This window comes from Xanthomonas sp. fls2-241-TYG-148, assembly GCF_030208815.1.
In the GTDB taxonomy this organism is placed as follows: Bacteria; Pseudomonadota; Gammaproteobacteria; order Xanthomonadales; family Xanthomonadaceae; genus Xanthomonas; species Xanthomonas campestris.
In genome coordinates, this window is sequence record NZ_JARVTE010000015.1 from 41,925 (window position 1) to 56,565 (window position 14,641).

Sequence of the window (14,641 nt, forward strand, 5' to 3'; positions counted from 1 at the left end):
CGCCAGGATGTGGACGCCCTGGTTCAAATCTGGAACACCGTGGACCTCAATGCCTTGATCGATTTCGCGCTGGTTGCCACCAACCAGGGCCTGGGAAAGGCCAGCCGTGCGAGCGGGCGTTCCAAGGCCACGTTGTCGCGGCGCATCGCCGAGCTGGAAGAGCAACTAGGCGTACGGCTGGTGGAGCGCAGTGCGCGCGGACTAAAGCTCACCGAAGCCGGCCAACTGCTGATGGACCGGACCGAGGCACCGCTGGGCGAAGTGGCCGAAGCACTCACCGCCGCGCGCGAAGGCCTGTCCGCACCGCGTGGGCGTCTGCGCGTGGCCGCGCCGGTGCTGTTTTCGCAACTGGCAATGGGCCACATCGGTGCCGCCTTCTGTGCGGCCTACCCGGAAATCACCCTCGACGTGGTGGCCGAAGACCGCATGGTCGATCTGGTGGACGAACAGTTCGATGTGGCGATCCGGATCAACCCGAAGCCAGACAGCGCGCTGGTCGGCCGCTGCTTTGCGCACGACCGTTTGGTGGTGGTGGCCGCGCCGAGCGTGCCGCTGCCGGCGCCGGGTGCGTTGCGCGCCGTGCCGGGGATCGTGATGACAGGCTTCCAGCCGGGCACCTGGCTGCTGGACGGCGGGCGCCTGGAACTGGAGCCGATTGCGCGGCTGAGGTTTTCCTCGTTCCTGATGATCCGCGATGCGGCCATTGCCGGCGGCGGCGTGGCGTTGCTGCCGCAGTCCATTGCCTGGCAGCCGCTGGCGCGCGGGGAACTAATGCAGTGGGGAATGGTGTCGGGCGTGACGCCGGCGCTGTGGGTGCTGCACACCTCGCGGCGCCTGGCCGCGCCCAAGGTACGCGCGTTCGTGGATTTTCTGTGTGCGCGCTACCCGGAGGGGTCGCTGGTGTTGCAGGGCTGACCATTGCGGGTGGCGCGTGCAGCGGCGTGGCGGCCTGTGGCTACGCTTTCTTCGGCGACACCCACATCGCAATCACTGCGCGGAAGACGGTGTCTCCGGCGGTGTCCTTGATCAGCACTTCAACCGGGACTCCCTGGCCACATCGAAAGTAGGTGACGGGTCGAGCGGGCGGGCTTCGGCCACCACCGCGGTCGTGGCTTTCTTGAGGTACTGCACGTCCATGCCGCGCGGGATCCAGCGATGCGTGGCGGGCACGGTCACCTCGGTCATGGTGCCGCCGGCCAGTTCGGCCGCGTTGCACATGGCGATCGCATGCACGGTGCCGATGTGGTTCAGCACCTTGCGCCGCTTGCGCACGGCCACCACGCACTGGCCGGCGCGCAGCACTTCGAAGCGCGGGGAGATCGAGCCGAAGTAGGGCGCCTTCAGGCACAGCAGCCGGGAAAACAGCCATTTGCCGGCAGGCAGCGGGCTTAGCCGTGTCCAGATGTCGAGGGTCTGCGAGTGCGTGGCCATGTGCTGCGTTCGCTGTATGTGGAGGCGGAATGGTCGAAACATACCATGCAGTATGGTGGCCGCTGCAAGCGCCACGCAGCACCGCTCGATCTGGCTGTGCAGGTGTACGCCAGCCGGTGCAGCGGTTAGCGTTGCGCTGCCATCGCCTGGTGCAGCCGCACGGGCGCCCAGTGCTCAGGCATGCTCAGGACACGGTCCGCCCGGACCACACACAGGACGGACCCATGCTGTACGTGCTGATCGCGCTGCTGTTGATCGAAGCGGTGCTGATGCTGTGCTGGAACCGTTGGTACTGCCGCTGGGGCGTGCCCCTGTATGTGCGGCGCATCCCGGCCACCGCAACGGCGCTGGCGCACTTCCCGTTGGGCCGCATCGAGATGACGCTGGATGACTCCGCGTGGGCGCCGCTGGTGTTCCACCCGCTGTCGGAGACAAGCAGTGCGTTTCGTGAAAGCGTGTGGATGCGCGTCAAGCCGAAGTACGCGCCGGTGATGCGTGGCGTGGTGGTCGTGGACAAGCGCGACCGCGAGATCCGCATCGTGGGCCTGTGCAACTGGAGCATGCTGTGGGTGGCGCTGATGCTCGTCCAGGCGCTGCCGGTGGTGCCGCTGCCAGTGCTGGCGTTTGCGGTCTTGCTGGGCGTGATCTATGCCATCCAGCGGCATCGCTTCAACCACGTGAGCGATGTGGCGGCGCGCTTGCTTGCCGAGCCCGCGCCGTGGCGGCCGAGGTGCGTGTGTAGATCTGGGCGCGTGCGCTGTTGCTGCGTGATCCGGTTGCGTAGGCAGCAGGCATGTAGACGTACAGTGCGTGCTTGAAGTTGCGTCAGCGGTGTTGACTCACGAACAAAGCGCCGGGCAATGCGTGCGTCTGACGACACAGCTCACCGAATCCACACAGGCGTCGCGGCGTTGCATGGCGATGACGCAAGCAACGGGCAGCACGCAGTACGCGCTGCCCGTTGGCGTCAGGCTGCTTGGGCGTGCAGCGCTTTTTCCAGCTGAAACAGCGAGACCAGCTGCGTCAATGCACCGGCCTGCTTTTCCATCGCGCGTGCCGCCGCCATGGCTTCTTCCACCAGCGCCGCATTCTGCTGGGTGGTTTCATCCATCTGGATCACGGTCTGGTTGACCTGCTCGATGCCTGCGGACTGCTCGCTGCTGGCCGCGGTGATCTGCGCCATGATGCCGGTGACACGGTTCACGCTGGCCACGATGTCGGTCATGGTGCTGCCGGCCTTGTGCACCAGCGCCGAGCCTTCGGCCACCTTGCCCACCGACGCGTCGATCAATTCCTTGATCTCCTTGGCCGCGCCCGACGAGCGTTGTGCCAGCGTGCGCACTTCCGAGGCCACCACCGCAAAGCCGCGGCCCTGTTCGCCCGCGCGTGCCGCTTCCACCGCCGCATTCAAGGCCAGGATATTGGTCTGGAACGCGATGCCATCGATGACGCTGATGATCTCGGCGATCTTCTTCGACGACACTTCGATGCCAGACATGGTGGTGACCACCTGGCTCACCACCTCGCCCCCTTGCGAGGCCACCGACGCGGCGCTTTTCGCCAGGTCGTTGGCCAGGCGTGCGTGCTCGGCATTCTGCTTCACCGTGGCGGTGAGCTCTTCCATGGAGGCGGCGGTTTCTTCCAGATTGGCCGCCTGTTGCTCGGTGCGGCGCGACAGGTCCTGATTGCCGGCGGCAATTTCGCCGGCGGCGCTGTCGATTTCCGACGACGACTGCTGGATGCGCCCCACGATGTCGGTCAGCCGATCGACCGTGCTGTTGGCATCGTTGCGCATGCGCGCGAACACACCCGCCGACGCGCCCTGCATGCGCACGGTGAGATCGCCGCTGGCAATGGCTTGCAACAGCTGCGACACCTCGCCCAGATTGCGATCGGAAGTGCCCATCAGCTGGTTGAGGTCGACGATGATCTGGCGGAAGTCGTGCTCGAAAGTCTGCTCGTCGCCGCGTGCGCTGAAATCGCCCGCGGCGGCGGCCGCTGCCAGGCGCTTGATCTCGCCATTGATGGACAGCAGGCTACGCCGCACATCGTTGATCGACTGGCTGATCACCGCACGTTCGCCGGGCAGCTGTTCCAGCTGCTGCGACAGATCACCGGCGGCATAGCGTTCGGTCAGGGCCACGATACGCATGGTGACCGCGATATGGCCGGCCACCAGCTCGTTGCTGGCTTTGACCATGCTGCCGAACTCGCCGGGAAACTCATGCTCGGCAATGCGGTGGCTGACCAGACCGGCTTCGTGCTGGCTGCCCATGTCGGTCTGCGCCTGGATCACGCGGCGCAGCTGACGCTGCATGCTGTCCATCGCCTGCAACAGTTCGCCGACTTCATCGTTGCGGTCGACCAGGATGGCGTTTTCCAGTTGCCCGGACGACACCGCACGCGCAATGCCGATTGCCCGCTGCAGCGGTTGGGTGATGGCACGGCCCACCATCCAGCCGAACAGCAGGCAGACGATGGCGCCACCCACACCGACCACCAGGCCGCCGATGCTGGCGGCCACCGAGCTGTCCACCGCTTCCTGCACCGTGCTGCGGAAGCGCGCATCGGCGCGTTTCTGCATGGCGGTGAGGTCATTGCGATAGGTTTCCAGCGCCGGTGCCATGCCCTCCATCTGCGTGGCATCGGGCTCGCGTTGCTCGACAAACGCCAACGCCACCGCGTGCGCGAGCGCGTAGTACTGGTCGAATTCCTTGCCCAACCGCGCCAGTTCCTGCGCGTGGCTGGGGTCGGATTTCTGCAGCTTGGCGTAGGAACTGCGGATCTCATCGGCCACCGGCTGGGTGGCCTGCAGCATGTCGGCATCGCCGGCAGCGGCAGCGCCATTGAGCCCGTTGATGAGTTTGTCCAGCGCAGCCACGTTGCGCGTCATTGCGTCGAGAATCGGGAAATGCACATCCCGCACCGCTTCCAGGCGGTCGTTGTTGCGGTGGAACACCATGGTACTGAAGGCGACGTAGCTGCACAGGCAGGCGATCGCCACCGCGGCCGGCATCAGGATTTTCCAGAACAACGGCAGCGACAGAATGCGTTTCATGACGGAACTCTCGCGCAGGTGGGCGATCACGGTTTCAGGACGACCTTGACGCTGGCATCGACAGCGCCGGCGCTGATGTAACCAATGGCACCGGGCGTGGCGGCCACGGCCTTTTTCACCGCGTCATCGCCGCTGACCCGCTTGGGGCGCTGCGCCTTGCCGGTGAACATCAGCTGCGACCAATACGACTTCAGCTGCGCGGAGTCGCGCGCGGCGACCTTCTTGTAGAACTCATCGCGCACCGGCACGCCTTCTTCCTGGTCGATCGGCACGGCCTGGCCGCCACCGGGCAAGCTGTTGGACTTGGCCAGAAAGATCTGCGACACCTGCGCCTGGCTCAAGCTGTCCGGGCCACCCTTGGCCGACATCACCACCACCACATCGGCCTGGGCGCAAAAGGCGACCAGCGACAGCAGGGCAAGCGTCGACGCTGCAAAACACGTGGAAATCTTCATGGGGCTCTCTTAGAAAACGAAGTCGACGGATGCGGACAGCAAGTTGTAGCTGCCGCCCGGGCGGAAGCCCGGCTGGATGTTGTTCAACGATCCGAAGGAGCCTGCGTTGTTGTCGATATGGCTGGCCTGCAGCTTGAAGGCGACGCTCTCACGCGCGTCCCAGCGCAACGAGGCGGTGTAGCTGTGACGGCCGCTCTCGGCCTGCGCCAGTGCATTGGTCATCACGCCGATCGGGTCCTGGCCCGGTGCAATGGTCGGGCCCTTGCGGTCGACATTGGCATAGGTGATCGACGGGGTGAGCGTGCCGAAACGGCCGCCAACGCTGAGGTAGCCGGAGGTGGTCTTGCCATTGAGTGAGGGCGAATAGTCGGCGCGGATGACTTCACTACGCAGGAACCAGCTGCCCGGATCGTAGGCGTAGCCCACGCTGGCGAAGCTGCCGTCCACGTCATAGGTGGTGAGGCGGTCGGCCAGTGCGGGATTGATGCGCTGGTACACCGAGAACAGCCGCTCCAGCGACGGGGTGTCGAAATTGCTCTTGCCCACGATGTAGGCGGCACGGAACGTCGATGCCCCCGTTTCCAGGCCGATGGCCAGGCCACGCATCGCGTTCACGTCGGCCTTCTTGGAATCGATGCGGCCGTAGAAGCCCTGCACGCTCACCACGCTTTCGCCAGCGTTGATGGTGTAGACGCCTTCGAAGCCATCCATCGGCAACAGGTAGTTATAGACCTCGTACGGCGGGCGCACCCACGGCGTGGCATAGCCCACGCGCTGGTATTCGGACAGCATGTACAGCGGCGCAGTGATGCGGCCCAGGCGCGCGGAGAACTGCGGGCCGAACTGGTACTTCACGTGGGCCAGGGTGACCTTGGGCGAATACGAGGCGCGCTCGGCATACTCGCTGGTGACTTGCAGCACACCGGTGAACTTGTCGGTGAAATTGGCGTTGACCTGCCCGGCAATGCGCGAGTCCGGACGCGCCGAGGTGGAATGGCTGGCGCCAACACCTTCGTTGGTCTGGATGTCGGGGGTGAAGTCGGCCTGATCTTCGGTGGAGTGCACCACGCCAAGCGTGCCGAAACCGCTGAAGGAAAACATCGATTCCTGCTGCGCGTAGGCGCAAGTCGACGACGTCAGTGCGATGGCCGCACTGAGGAGCTTGACGGTGAATTTCATTGAGGTCTCAGCTGAGAGTTGCGGTGGACGCGGCGCCAGTGGGCGCACAAAAGGTAAGCACTTGTATGCTTGCGCCCCCCAGTAGCGGCCGCGATGCGGCTGGCTTGAGCGCGCTTGCCGACTGTCAGCTGTACGAATTAAAAAACGGATTTTCAGGCAGATTTGATAGGTGGCCGCTATGGTCGGCCGGTGTCGAGCCGTAAGCGTTTCCAGTCGCGGGCTGCAAGCTGACGTTTGCAGCTAACTGCAAAATCGCGGTGCTGCTAACGCGGGTCTCCACCGTGCGTTGTCCTGTTGCGGGTTGCGCTTCAGCGGCTGGCACGCTTGCCAGGGTGAGTGCGAGTCAACCGCTCGCTACGACACTGCAGTCAGCCTGCAATGCCGACGCGCCTGCCATGACGGGATGGTCGGTGCGGTCTTCGGCCACTGCCTCGCGTGGCGGCGTTGCCAGATAGCGTTCGAACGACGTGACCAGGTGATTGAAGGTGGCGCGGATGCGTGGCACATCGCGCAGGTCTTCGTGGGTCACGATCCAGGTGGTGAGTGCGGGCAGTGCGACCTCGGGCAGCACCTGCACCAGGCATGGGTCTGCCTGGGCGATCGGGCATTGCGCAATGGCGATGCCCAGACCGGCGCGTGCGAGCGCAAGTTGCGCAGGGTGGCTGTCGGTGCGCGTGGCCAGGCGGTCACGCAGCAGGTGCGGATGCAGGGCGCGGGCCAGGGCCAGGTCGGCGCGGTTGCGATCGGGGCCGATAACTTCGTGTTCGAGCAGTGCCTCCACCGTGGCCGGCGCACCACGGCGCGCGATGTAATCGCGGTGCGCAAACAAGCCCAGGGCGATCGCACCGACCTTGCGTGCCACCAACGCGCCTTGCGTGGGCGGCTGCATGCGCACGGCAATATCGACTTCCTGCTCCAGCAGGTCCGCCGGCGTGTTGCTGAGCACCAGCTCGGTGACGATATGCGGATGCACCTGGCGCAAGCGCGCCAGCATCGCCGGCAGGACTTCGACGCCCACAAAGTCCGACACGCTGATCCGCACGGTGCCGGCGACCAGGCCGGGCGGTGCAGACGCCAGCCGCACGAACATCGCCGAGGCACGCGCCATGGTGCGGGCCGCCGCTTCCAGCCCGCGCGCTTCGCTGGTGGGGATCAGGCCGGTGATCGCACGGGTGAACAAGGTGGTGCCCAGCGCGGCTTCAAGCGAAGCGATGCGTGCGCGCACGGTGGGCTGGGCAACGCCCAGCTGGCGCGCGGCAGCCGAGAGACTGCCGGTATCGAGAACCGCCAGGAAGGTGCGTTGATCTTCCCAGGCGATGTCATGGCTCATAAGAATTTTTCCGGCGGCTGGGCATGTTTTGTCAGTTCCATGCTAGCCGCTGCAACGGCACTCTTGCGCTGCTCTGCAGTGATGCCACATGCGGGCGACCAGCACCTACCGCTGAGATCGCTTGGTGTCGCTGTGCGCATCACGTGTGGGCGAAGACAGCGCTGGAATGCAGCCTCTGCGGCGGCGTGCAGCGCCACCGGTTGTGCTGGGTGTCCACAACGCGGCGATGCAAAGGTTGGTCGCGCTGATGTGGTTGCGCGCTTGCGATGCGGTCGCGCCTGCCACGGTGTAGCGGCCGGTTGTGCGCTCGGCGGATCAGGCAAGGATTGCGGAGGATGCGGCTACCGGCTCCGCACACGCCTGCAGCACAGTGTTCCCCAGCGCAGTGCAGTACCGCGCGTTACTTCAACAGGAGGAATTCCCATGCAGCACGCAACGTCTCTGGATCAGTATCGCTTGCTCGGCCGCTCCGGCCTGCGCGTCTCGCCGCTGGCGCTGGGCACGATGACCTTCGGCAAGGAATGGGGCTGGGGTGCCGATGAAACCGACGCCACGCGCATCTTCGATGCGTATGTCGAGCGTGGCGGCAACTTCATCGACACCGCGGTGAACTACACCAACGGTGAATCCGAACGCATGCTGGGCCGGCTGATCGCCGACAAGCGCGAGCGTGTGGTGGTGGCGACCAAGTTCACCATGGCGCGCGACCCGGGCAACATCAATTCCGGCGGCAATCACCGGCTCAACCTGATCCGCTCGGTGGAAACCAGCCTGCGCCAGCTTGCCACCGACCGCATCGACCTGTTGTACCTGCACGCCTGGGACTTCACCACCGCGCCGGATGAAGTGATGCGCGCGCTGGATGATCTGGTGCGTGCCGGCAAGGTGCTGTACCTGGGCATCTGCAACACGCCGGCCTGGCGCGTGGCGCAGCTGCAGACGCTGGCGGACCTGCGGGGCTGGTCGCCGTTGGTGGCCCTGCAGATCGAGTACAGCCTGGTCGAGCGCACGGTCGAGCATGAGCTGATGCCGATGGCGCGTGAGTTGGGGCTAGGTGTCATGCCCTGGTCGCCGCAGGGCGGCGGCATTCTCACCGGCAAGTACACGCGCGCAGATCTCTCCGACGAGAACGGTGCGGATGTGGCTGCCAGCCGCAAGGGCGTGATTGCCTCCACCGGGCATCTCAACGCGCGCTCGCTGGACATTGCCGATGTGGTGGGCGAGATCGCCGACGAACTGGGTGCCTCACGCTCGCAGGTCGCATTGGCGTGGACCTTGCGCAACCCGGCGGTGGTTGCGCCAGTGATGGGCGCGCGCACGCTGGAGCAGGCGCTGGACAACTTCGGTGCACTCGGCCTGACGTTCAGCGATGCGCAACTGCAGCGGTTGGATGACGCCAGCGCGCCGGCGCCGATCTTTCCCGAGCGATTCATCGGCCGGCCGATGGCGCAGCAACTCATCTACGGCACCGGCAGCGTGCAGCTGCGCCGTTGAGCACAGGAGTACCGCACATGAGCAGACACACCGCATTGCCTGCCGTCCTGCTGGCGGCCGTGCTGTGGCTGCCCGGCGCACAGGCGGCCAGCGTGGCCGCCCCCGCCGCAGCCGCACAGCACGACACCTCGCGCATGGCTGCGCACAACAAGCAGCTGGTCGATACCGCGTTCAAACAGTGGGCGGCCGGCGGCAGCGGGTTGTTCGACACGCTGCTGGCCAGCGACGTCACCTGGACCATCGAAGGCTCCGGCCCGTTCGCCGGCACCGTGCATGGGCGCGATGCGCTGGTCGATAAAGCGGTGCGCCCGTTGGCCAGCCGCCTGTCCACGCCGCTGCGGCCGCTGCACTGGCAGCTGTGGGCCGATGGTGCGCATGTGATCGTGCAATGGGAAGGCGTGGCCACTGCGCGCGATGGCGCCCCGTACCGCAATCGGTATGCGTGGATCATGCGGATGCGCGACGACAAAGTGGTGGAGGTCAACGCCTTCCTGGATCTGCCGCACTACACCGATGTGTTGCAACGCATCCCGGACACGGCTGCACGCGTGGGCAGCCCATGAACGATACCCGCATGCAGCTCGCTGTGGCGGTGGCCATTGGTGCCGGCGCCGCCGTGCTGTGCGGGCCCACCAGCGCATGGCGCGGCGATGCATCCGGCGTCGGCAGCGCAGCTTCTTCTTCTCCTTCGGAGCATCTCATGCAACACCATCCGTACTTGGGCATGTGGGTCACTGGCGACGGCCGCATCCGTCAGGAGCTGTTGCCCACCGGCCGCTACGACGAAGCCCGCGGCACACGCAAGAGTGCCTATCAAGGCCGCTATGAAGTGGAAGGCAATCGGATCCAGTATTGGGACGACACCGGTTTCACCGCCGATGGCACGTTCGTCACCGCCGATGAACTGCATCACGGTGGCATGGTGTTCTATCGCGAAACTGGCGAGTAACGAAACCACATAGCGCTGCAGTGTGGAATGCCACTGCAGCGTGCGTGACCAGACACCGCTTCAACCCGCAGCGCAACGCACCGTTGAATCTCTGCTCCGGCCTTCGCCTCCGCGCCGGTGGCAAAGCCTGCGCGCAATCCGGAGGCGTCATTGCATCGGAGACAACATGAAGACAGTGCTGATTTCAGGATCCGGATCGGGCATGGGCCTGCTCACGGCGCAGACGCTCATGCGCGCGGGCTATGTGGTGTATGCCGGCGTGCGCGACCCCGACGGGCGCAGCAAGGAACGCCGGCATGCGCTGGAAGACTACGCACGTGCGCACGCCGCGCAGGTGCGGGTGGTGGACATGGACATCCACAGCGAGGCGTCCTGCCAGCGCGCGGTGGAACAGGTGGTGGCCGAGCATGGTCATCTGGATGTGGTGATCCATAACGCGGCGCATCTGTATATCGGCATGGCAGAAGGGTTCACTGCCGAGCAGTTGGCCGACAGTTTCAACACCAACGCGGTGGGCGCCCATCGGCTCAATCGCGCCGCATTGCCGCAGCTGCGCAAGCAGGGCCACGGCACCTTGCTGTATGTGGGCAGCACCATCACCCGCATCGTTGCGCCATTCATGATGCCGTACGTTGCCGGCAAATACGCACTCGATGCAGTGGCCGAAACGACCGCCTACGAAGTGCAGCCGCTGGGCATCGAAACCGTCATCGTCATGCCCGGCACCTTCATGGACGGCACCTCGCACTTCCAGACCGCGGTGCATCCGCAGGACACCCAAGCCGTGGACGGCTATGCCGCCGTGCAGCCGGAATTCGACAATTATTCGCCCGGCCTGCGCCGGTTGTTCCGCGATGCGCAGCCGGCACCCGTACAGGCGGTGGCCGACGCGATCGCCCGCGTACTGGCGTTGCCGGTGGGTGCCAAACCACTGCGAATCACGGTGGATTTTGCCGATTACGGTGCCGAGGCAATCAATGCCGTCGTGGAGGCGCAGACCGAGCGCGTGTTCCGCATCATGGGCATGGAGCGCCTGCGCAGTGTGGCAACGCAGTCATCACCATCCTGAGCGGTGAGGCGATGCAGGGGCCGCCACGCGCGGCCCCTGCATTTGCGATCACGCCGCCACCTGCTCCGGCAGCTTGGCAATCACCTTGATCTCGAACTGGAAGCCGTACAGCCAGGTCACGCCCACAGCGGTGACGGTCGGGTAGGGCGGCGGGCCCCAGTGCGTGGCCCACTGCTTGAACACGGCGTCGAAGATGGTGTCCGGGTCGACCATGAACCAGGTGACGTCGATGACGTCGTCCCGCGTGCAGCCCGCCGCGGCGAGCACCGCGTCGAGGTTGGAAAACGCCCGTGCGATCTGGGCGTCCAGGTCGGGTTCGGGCGAGCCATCGTCGCGGCTGCCGACCTGGCCGGAGACAAACAGCAGGCCCTCCGCACGAAGAGCAGGCGAGTAGCGGTTGCGCTCATACAGCGCCTGACGGCCTGCGGGGAAAACAGCATCACGTGTTGCCATGGGGTATCTCCTGTGTGGGCAACGTGCCCATCGAACGTGCAGCCACAGTAAGCAGCGCACGGCAGCGGATAAATCCCTGCCAGCGCACATGACTATTTGTAGAATCCAAACAATTGAGCAAACCGCAGGATGGCGATGGATCGGTTCGATGCAATGCAGGCATTCGCACGTGTGGTCGAGTCCGGCAGCTTCACCAAGGCCGCCGACACCCTGCAGATCAGCAGGGCAACGGTGACCCAGCTGGTGCAACAGCTGGAGGCGCGCCTGCGGGTGACTTTGCTCAACCGCACCACGCGCCGCGTGGCGGTCACCGCCGATGGCGCGGCCTATTACGAGCGTGTGGTGCGCTTGCTGGCCGACATGGACGATGCGGAAACCAGTTTGTCGGTCGCATCCAGCGTGCCGCGTGGGCGCTTGCGCGTGGATGTGCCCAGCCCGCTGGCGCGCCTGATCCTGATGCCCGCGCTGCCGGACTTTCATGCGCGGTATCCGGATATCCAGTTGCACATGGGCGCCAGCGATCGCCGCGTGGATCTGATCGGCGAGCAGATCGACTGCGTGGTGCGCGGCGGCACCATCACCGATCAATCGCTGGTGGCGCGGCATGTGGGAGACCTGCAGGCGGGCGTGTATGCAGCGCCCGGCTATCTCGCACGCCTGGGCATGCCTGCGCATCCACGCGAGCTAGAAGACACTGCCCACCGCACCGTGGGCTTCATGCGCTGGGGCGATGGCGTGCCGTGGCCACTGGTGATGCAGCGCGATGGCGAACACGTGCAGGTGCACGGCCGCTACGTGGTGGCCAGCGACGACGGCAATGCCTACCTGGCCGCGGGGCTGGCCGGCATGGGCGTGCTGTGGTTGCCGCAGTACATGGCGCGTGCACCGCTGAGCCGCGGCGAACTGCTGCCGGTGTTCGCGGACTGGCAACTGGACCCGATGCCGCTCTCGATCGCCTTCCCGCCCAACCGGCACGTGAGCGCGAAGCTCCGCGTGTTCATCGATTGGGTGATTGCGTTGATGGCCGAGCATGCGCCGGTAGTGCAGCGACCGATGGCGTAACGGTCCACGGGCGATGTGGTGATCATGTTGATCACTGCGCATCCGTTGGAAGCGACATGTTGGGGGATGTCATCGCCGGTGAGGTGCGCCTTCCTGCGCGCTTGCGTGGTGCCCTCTGCGCTGTATGCAGTGACTCAGCCTCACCAGGCACTGCCGCACGCCAGCGGCCGCAGTGCGGCCGCTTACTCGCGCACCTCACGCCGCACCGGATATTGCCAGCCGCTCAGTGCGGCATACGGTGAGCGGGCGTAGATCCATTGCAGGCGCGCGTCGCCATCGGCGCGAAATGCGGGATCATCGGCGAGCTTGCGTTCGAAGTCGCTGCGCAAGGCTGCGTCGTGTTGCAACACGCGTTCGGTGAAGCGCACCAGCTCGGCGCCGTAGAGGCCGCTGTCCGGGTTGCCGGCGTGGCGGAACAGACCGCTGGCCAGCAGCGAGTCGCTGCTTTGCGGCTCCAGCAAGGCGGCGGCCAGCATGCGCATCGGCTGGTCAGAAGGAATGCGGATGCTGCCGGGCGCGAAGGTTTCTTCCACCTGCGCGCTGTGCGGGGTGTTGCGGCCAGACTGCTTGACCATGCGGGTGCGCTCCACGCGCAACTGGCGTGGCTGCTGCAGGCGCTCGTACTGAATGCCGTGGGCATCCAATCGCGCGACCACATCGGCATTGCCGGGCGGAATCCACCAGGCCTGCGGGTACGTCACTGCCTGGGTCTGGCGATAGCCGATCACCGGCATGGTCCAGGTGGCATCGCGGCCTTCCCAGCGCAGCTCCTGCCGGCCCGATGCCGGCGACAGCGCACGCGTGTAGGTCACGCCCTTGAAGGGCAGCTGCGCGATCGGCTGCTCCAGGCGCTCCCAGGCCACCATCAGTTCGGCGGGCCGTGCAGCGCGGTCGGTGCGTTTGGCGGCGGCAATGCGCGCGGCGTCGCGGGCCACCACGCGCAGCGCCGCTTCCAGCAGCACGTAGTCGCCGAGCACGCGCTGGCGATAGGACTTCAGCCGGTGGTTCTCCACCAGCACGGTGGGGATGCCGGCAAAGTCGCCGTAGCCGGTGGAATAGCGCGGGCCTTCCGGCGAGTAGCGCAGGCCCGAGCGCGGGTCGTTTTCGTCGATCAGGCTGGGGTAGATCGTGGGGGTGTGGCCCTGCGTGCGCAACGCGGCATCGACCGCCGGGGTGAAGCGCTGCTGCAGCCAGCCGGCAGTGGCGCGCGAGCGTGCATACGTGCCCCAGCCGGCGAAGGTGTAGGTGATGTCGTATTGATGATCCAGCCCCTCGCTGACATGCAGGTCGATGTACAGCGCGGGGTCCAGCCGGTGCAGCAGCGCCACCACCGCGCGGGCTTCCGGCGTCTCGAGGTTGAGATAGTCGCGATTGAGGTTGATGCCGCGCGGGGTGCTGTTCCAGCCCGCCCCCTGCGGGCCACGCAGGGCCTCGCCCACCAGCGGGCCGCGCTGCTCGTGGCCGTCCACATTGAGGATCGGCACGAACACGAAATCCACCTGGTCCAGCAGCGCATCCTTGCTGCCCTGCGCAATGTCGCGCAACAGCATCAGGCCGGCGTCCTTGCCATCGATCTCGCCTGCGTGGATGCCGGCCTGGGCCAGCACCACGGGTTTGCCGGCTGCTCCCTTGCGGGCGCGCACCAGCAGCAGGTCGCGGCCTTCGCTGCTGGTGCCGAACACCTCCAGCGACAACAGCGGCGAGGCGGCGACCAAGCGCTCCAGCCACGCGCGGGTATCCGCATAGCTGGGCGTGCTGACGAAGTCGCTGCGTTCGGCCGGCGTTGCCCACTCGGCGTTCGCCTTCATCACCAGCGACTCGCTGGCGCCATGCCAGGCGCGCACCGGCGGCAGTGGCGCGCGGGTATCCAGGGCCGGCTGCGCGGACGCGTGCAGGCTGGCCAGCAAGGTCAGCGCGAGCAGGCTGGCACGGGCGGGTGTGCAGCGCGGCGCGGTGGCGGCGTCACCGGCGATGGGGTTGCGGGTGGAGGTGCGGGGCAGGCGGCCGTGCTGGGGAGAAGGCATGCGGTGATCAGGGTCTCGTTGACGAATACGGTGTGGATGCAGCGATGTTTCGTAACAGAATAACATTGCACTTTTTTGGTGCGTCTGTGGTGCCGGCAGGCCAGTGGGCGTCGCTCCGCAGCCAGCCGCGTTCGTTT

Annotated in this window: 14 protein-coding genes; 7 read left to right on the forward strand and 7 right to left on the reverse strand. The window is 66.0% G+C overall.

Annotated elements, in window-relative coordinates:
* The first annotated feature begins 39 nt into the window (after nucleotides 1-39).
* Nucleotides 40-915: a LysR family transcriptional regulator gene (locus QRM60_RS15510; protein WP_285446583.1), complete on the forward strand. Its 876-nt coding sequence runs from the start codon at nucleotides 40-42 to the stop codon at nucleotides 913-915.
* Nucleotides 916-1,026: 111 nt separating this feature from the next.
* On the opposite strand, the gene QRM60_RS15515 is transcribed toward QRM60_RS15510, so the two are convergent.
* On the reverse strand, nucleotides 1,027-1,431 hold the full coding sequence (locus tag QRM60_RS15515; RefSeq protein ID WP_343237654.1) for a hotdog fold domain-containing protein: 405 nt from the start codon (nucleotides 1,429-1,431) through the stop codon (nucleotides 1,027-1,029).
* 224 nt (nucleotides 1,432-1,655) lie between these two features.
* Between QRM60_RS15515 and QRM60_RS15520 the strand changes: the two genes are divergently transcribed.
* Nucleotides 1,656-2,249 carry a hypothetical protein gene (locus tag QRM60_RS15520; protein ID WP_285446551.1) on the forward strand — a complete coding sequence of 198 codons (594 nt, stop codon included), beginning with the start codon at nucleotides 1,656-1,658 and terminating at the stop codon, nucleotides 2,247-2,249.
* A 149-nt stretch (nucleotides 2,250-2,398) separates the two neighbouring features.
* On the opposite strand, the gene QRM60_RS15525 is transcribed toward QRM60_RS15520, so the two are convergent.
* From QRM60_RS15525 to QRM60_RS15540, 4 genes are all read right to left on the reverse strand, one after another.
* On the reverse strand, nucleotides 2,399-4,519 hold the full coding sequence (locus tag QRM60_RS15525) for a methyl-accepting chemotaxis protein (protein ID WP_285446552.1): 2,121 nt from the start codon (nucleotides 4,517-4,519) through the stop codon (nucleotides 2,399-2,401).
* Complete coding sequence (locus QRM60_RS15530; protein ID WP_042595180.1) at nucleotides 4,516-4,944, reverse strand: phosphate ABC transporter substrate-binding protein; 429 nt, start codon at nucleotides 4,942-4,944, stop codon at nucleotides 4,516-4,518. Before QRM60_RS15530 ends, QRM60_RS15525 begins: the two co-directional genes overlap by 4 nt.
* A 9-nt stretch (nucleotides 4,945-4,953) precedes the next feature.
* Nucleotides 4,954-6,123, reverse strand: coding sequence for a hypothetical protein (locus tag QRM60_RS15535; protein ID WP_285446553.1), 1,170 nt, complete (start codon nucleotides 6,121-6,123; stop codon nucleotides 4,954-4,956).
* A 343-nt stretch (nucleotides 6,124-6,466) separates the two neighbouring features.
* The gene (locus QRM60_RS15540) at nucleotides 6,467-7,453 is read right to left on the reverse strand and encodes a LysR family transcriptional regulator (protein WP_238595344.1); all 987 of its coding nucleotides are present in this window, start codon (nucleotides 7,451-7,453) and stop codon (nucleotides 6,467-6,469) included.
* Nucleotides 7,454-7,876: 423 nt separating this feature from the next.
* On the opposite strand from QRM60_RS15540, the gene QRM60_RS15545 reads away from it, so the two are divergent.
* The 4 genes from QRM60_RS15545 (at nucleotide 7,877) to QRM60_RS15560 (ending at nucleotide 10,965) form a co-directional block, all read left to right on the forward strand.
* Nucleotides 7,877-8,947, forward strand: coding sequence for an aldo/keto reductase (locus QRM60_RS15545; protein WP_115555251.1), 1,071 nt, complete (start codon nucleotides 7,877-7,879; stop codon nucleotides 8,945-8,947).
* A 17-nt stretch (nucleotides 8,948-8,964) separates the two neighbouring features.
* Complete coding sequence (locus QRM60_RS15550; RefSeq protein ID WP_183110918.1) at nucleotides 8,965-9,510, forward strand: nuclear transport factor 2 family protein; 546 nt, start codon at nucleotides 8,965-8,967, stop codon at nucleotides 9,508-9,510.
* An 11-nt stretch (nucleotides 9,511-9,521) separates the two neighbouring features.
* Nucleotides 9,522-9,896: an Atu4866 domain-containing protein gene (locus QRM60_RS15555; protein ID WP_176994107.1), complete on the forward strand. Its 375-nt coding sequence runs from the start codon at nucleotides 9,522-9,524 to the stop codon at nucleotides 9,894-9,896.
* 166 nt (nucleotides 9,897-10,062) lie between these two features.
* Entirely contained in the window at nucleotides 10,063-10,965 is a 903-nt protein-coding gene (locus QRM60_RS15560; protein ID WP_076036533.1) for an SDR family oxidoreductase, read from the forward strand.
* Nucleotides 10,966-11,013: 48 nt separating this feature from the next.
* Here the strand turns inward: QRM60_RS15560 and QRM60_RS15565 are convergent, their stop codons facing one another.
* A complete protein-coding gene (locus tag QRM60_RS15565) occupies nucleotides 11,014-11,418 on the reverse strand; it encodes a Rid family hydrolase (protein ID WP_103702288.1) in 405 nt (134 codons plus the stop codon).
* Nucleotides 11,419-11,547: 129 nt separating this feature from the next.
* Here QRM60_RS15565 and QRM60_RS15570 point away from each other — a divergent pair, with 129 nt between their 5' ends.
* Nucleotides 11,548-12,480, forward strand: coding sequence for a LysR family transcriptional regulator (locus QRM60_RS15570; protein WP_011038802.1), 933 nt, complete (start codon nucleotides 11,548-11,550; stop codon nucleotides 12,478-12,480).
* Between the two features lie 182 nt (nucleotides 12,481-12,662).
* Here QRM60_RS15570 and QRM60_RS15575 read toward each other — a convergent pair whose 3' ends face one another.
* The gene (locus QRM60_RS15575; protein ID WP_115555253.1) at nucleotides 12,663-14,504 is read right to left on the reverse strand and encodes a M14 family metallopeptidase; all 1,842 of its coding nucleotides are present in this window, start codon (nucleotides 14,502-14,504) and stop codon (nucleotides 12,663-12,665) included.
* Nucleotides 14,505-14,641: the final 137 nt, after the last annotated feature.

Coding starts and splice junctions, on each gene's coding strand:
- QRM60_RS15550 (WP_183110918.1), top strand. CDS start 8,965: ATGAGCAGACACACCGCATTGCCTGCCGTCCTGCTGGCGGCCGTGCTG.
- QRM60_RS15575 (WP_115555253.1), bottom strand. CDS start 14,504: ATGCCTTCTCCCCAGCACGGCCGCCTGCCCCGCACCTCCACCCGCAAC.
- QRM60_RS15570 (WP_011038802.1), top strand. CDS start 11,548: ATGGCGATGGATCGGTTCGATGCAATGCAGGCATTCGCACGTGTGGTC.
- QRM60_RS15540 (WP_238595344.1), bottom strand. CDS start 7,453: ATGAGCCATGACATCGCCTGGGAAGATCAACGCACCTTCCTGGCGGTT.
- QRM60_RS15520 (WP_285446551.1), top strand. CDS start 1,656: ATGCTGTACGTGCTGATCGCGCTGCTGTTGATCGAAGCGGTGCTGATG.
- QRM60_RS15545 (WP_115555251.1), top strand. CDS start 7,877: ATGCAGCACGCAACGTCTCTGGATCAGTATCGCTTGCTCGGCCGCTCC.
- QRM60_RS15535 (WP_285446553.1), bottom strand. CDS start 6,123: ATGAAATTCACCGTCAAGCTCCTCAGTGCGGCCATCGCACTGACGTCG.
- QRM60_RS15530 (WP_042595180.1), bottom strand. CDS start 4,944: ATGAAGATTTCCACGTGTTTTGCAGCGTCGACGCTTGCCCTGCTGTCG.
- QRM60_RS15515 (WP_343237654.1), bottom strand. CDS start 1,431: ATGGCCACGCACTCGCAGACCCTCGACATCTGGACACGGCTAAGCCCG.
- QRM60_RS15560 (WP_076036533.1), top strand. CDS start 10,063: ATGAAGACAGTGCTGATTTCAGGATCCGGATCGGGCATGGGCCTGCTC.
- QRM60_RS15565 (WP_103702288.1), bottom strand. CDS start 11,418: ATGGCAACACGTGATGCTGTTTTCCCCGCAGGCCGTCAGGCGCTGTAT.
- QRM60_RS15555 (WP_176994107.1), top strand. CDS start 9,522: ATGCAGCTCGCTGTGGCGGTGGCCATTGGTGCCGGCGCCGCCGTGCTG.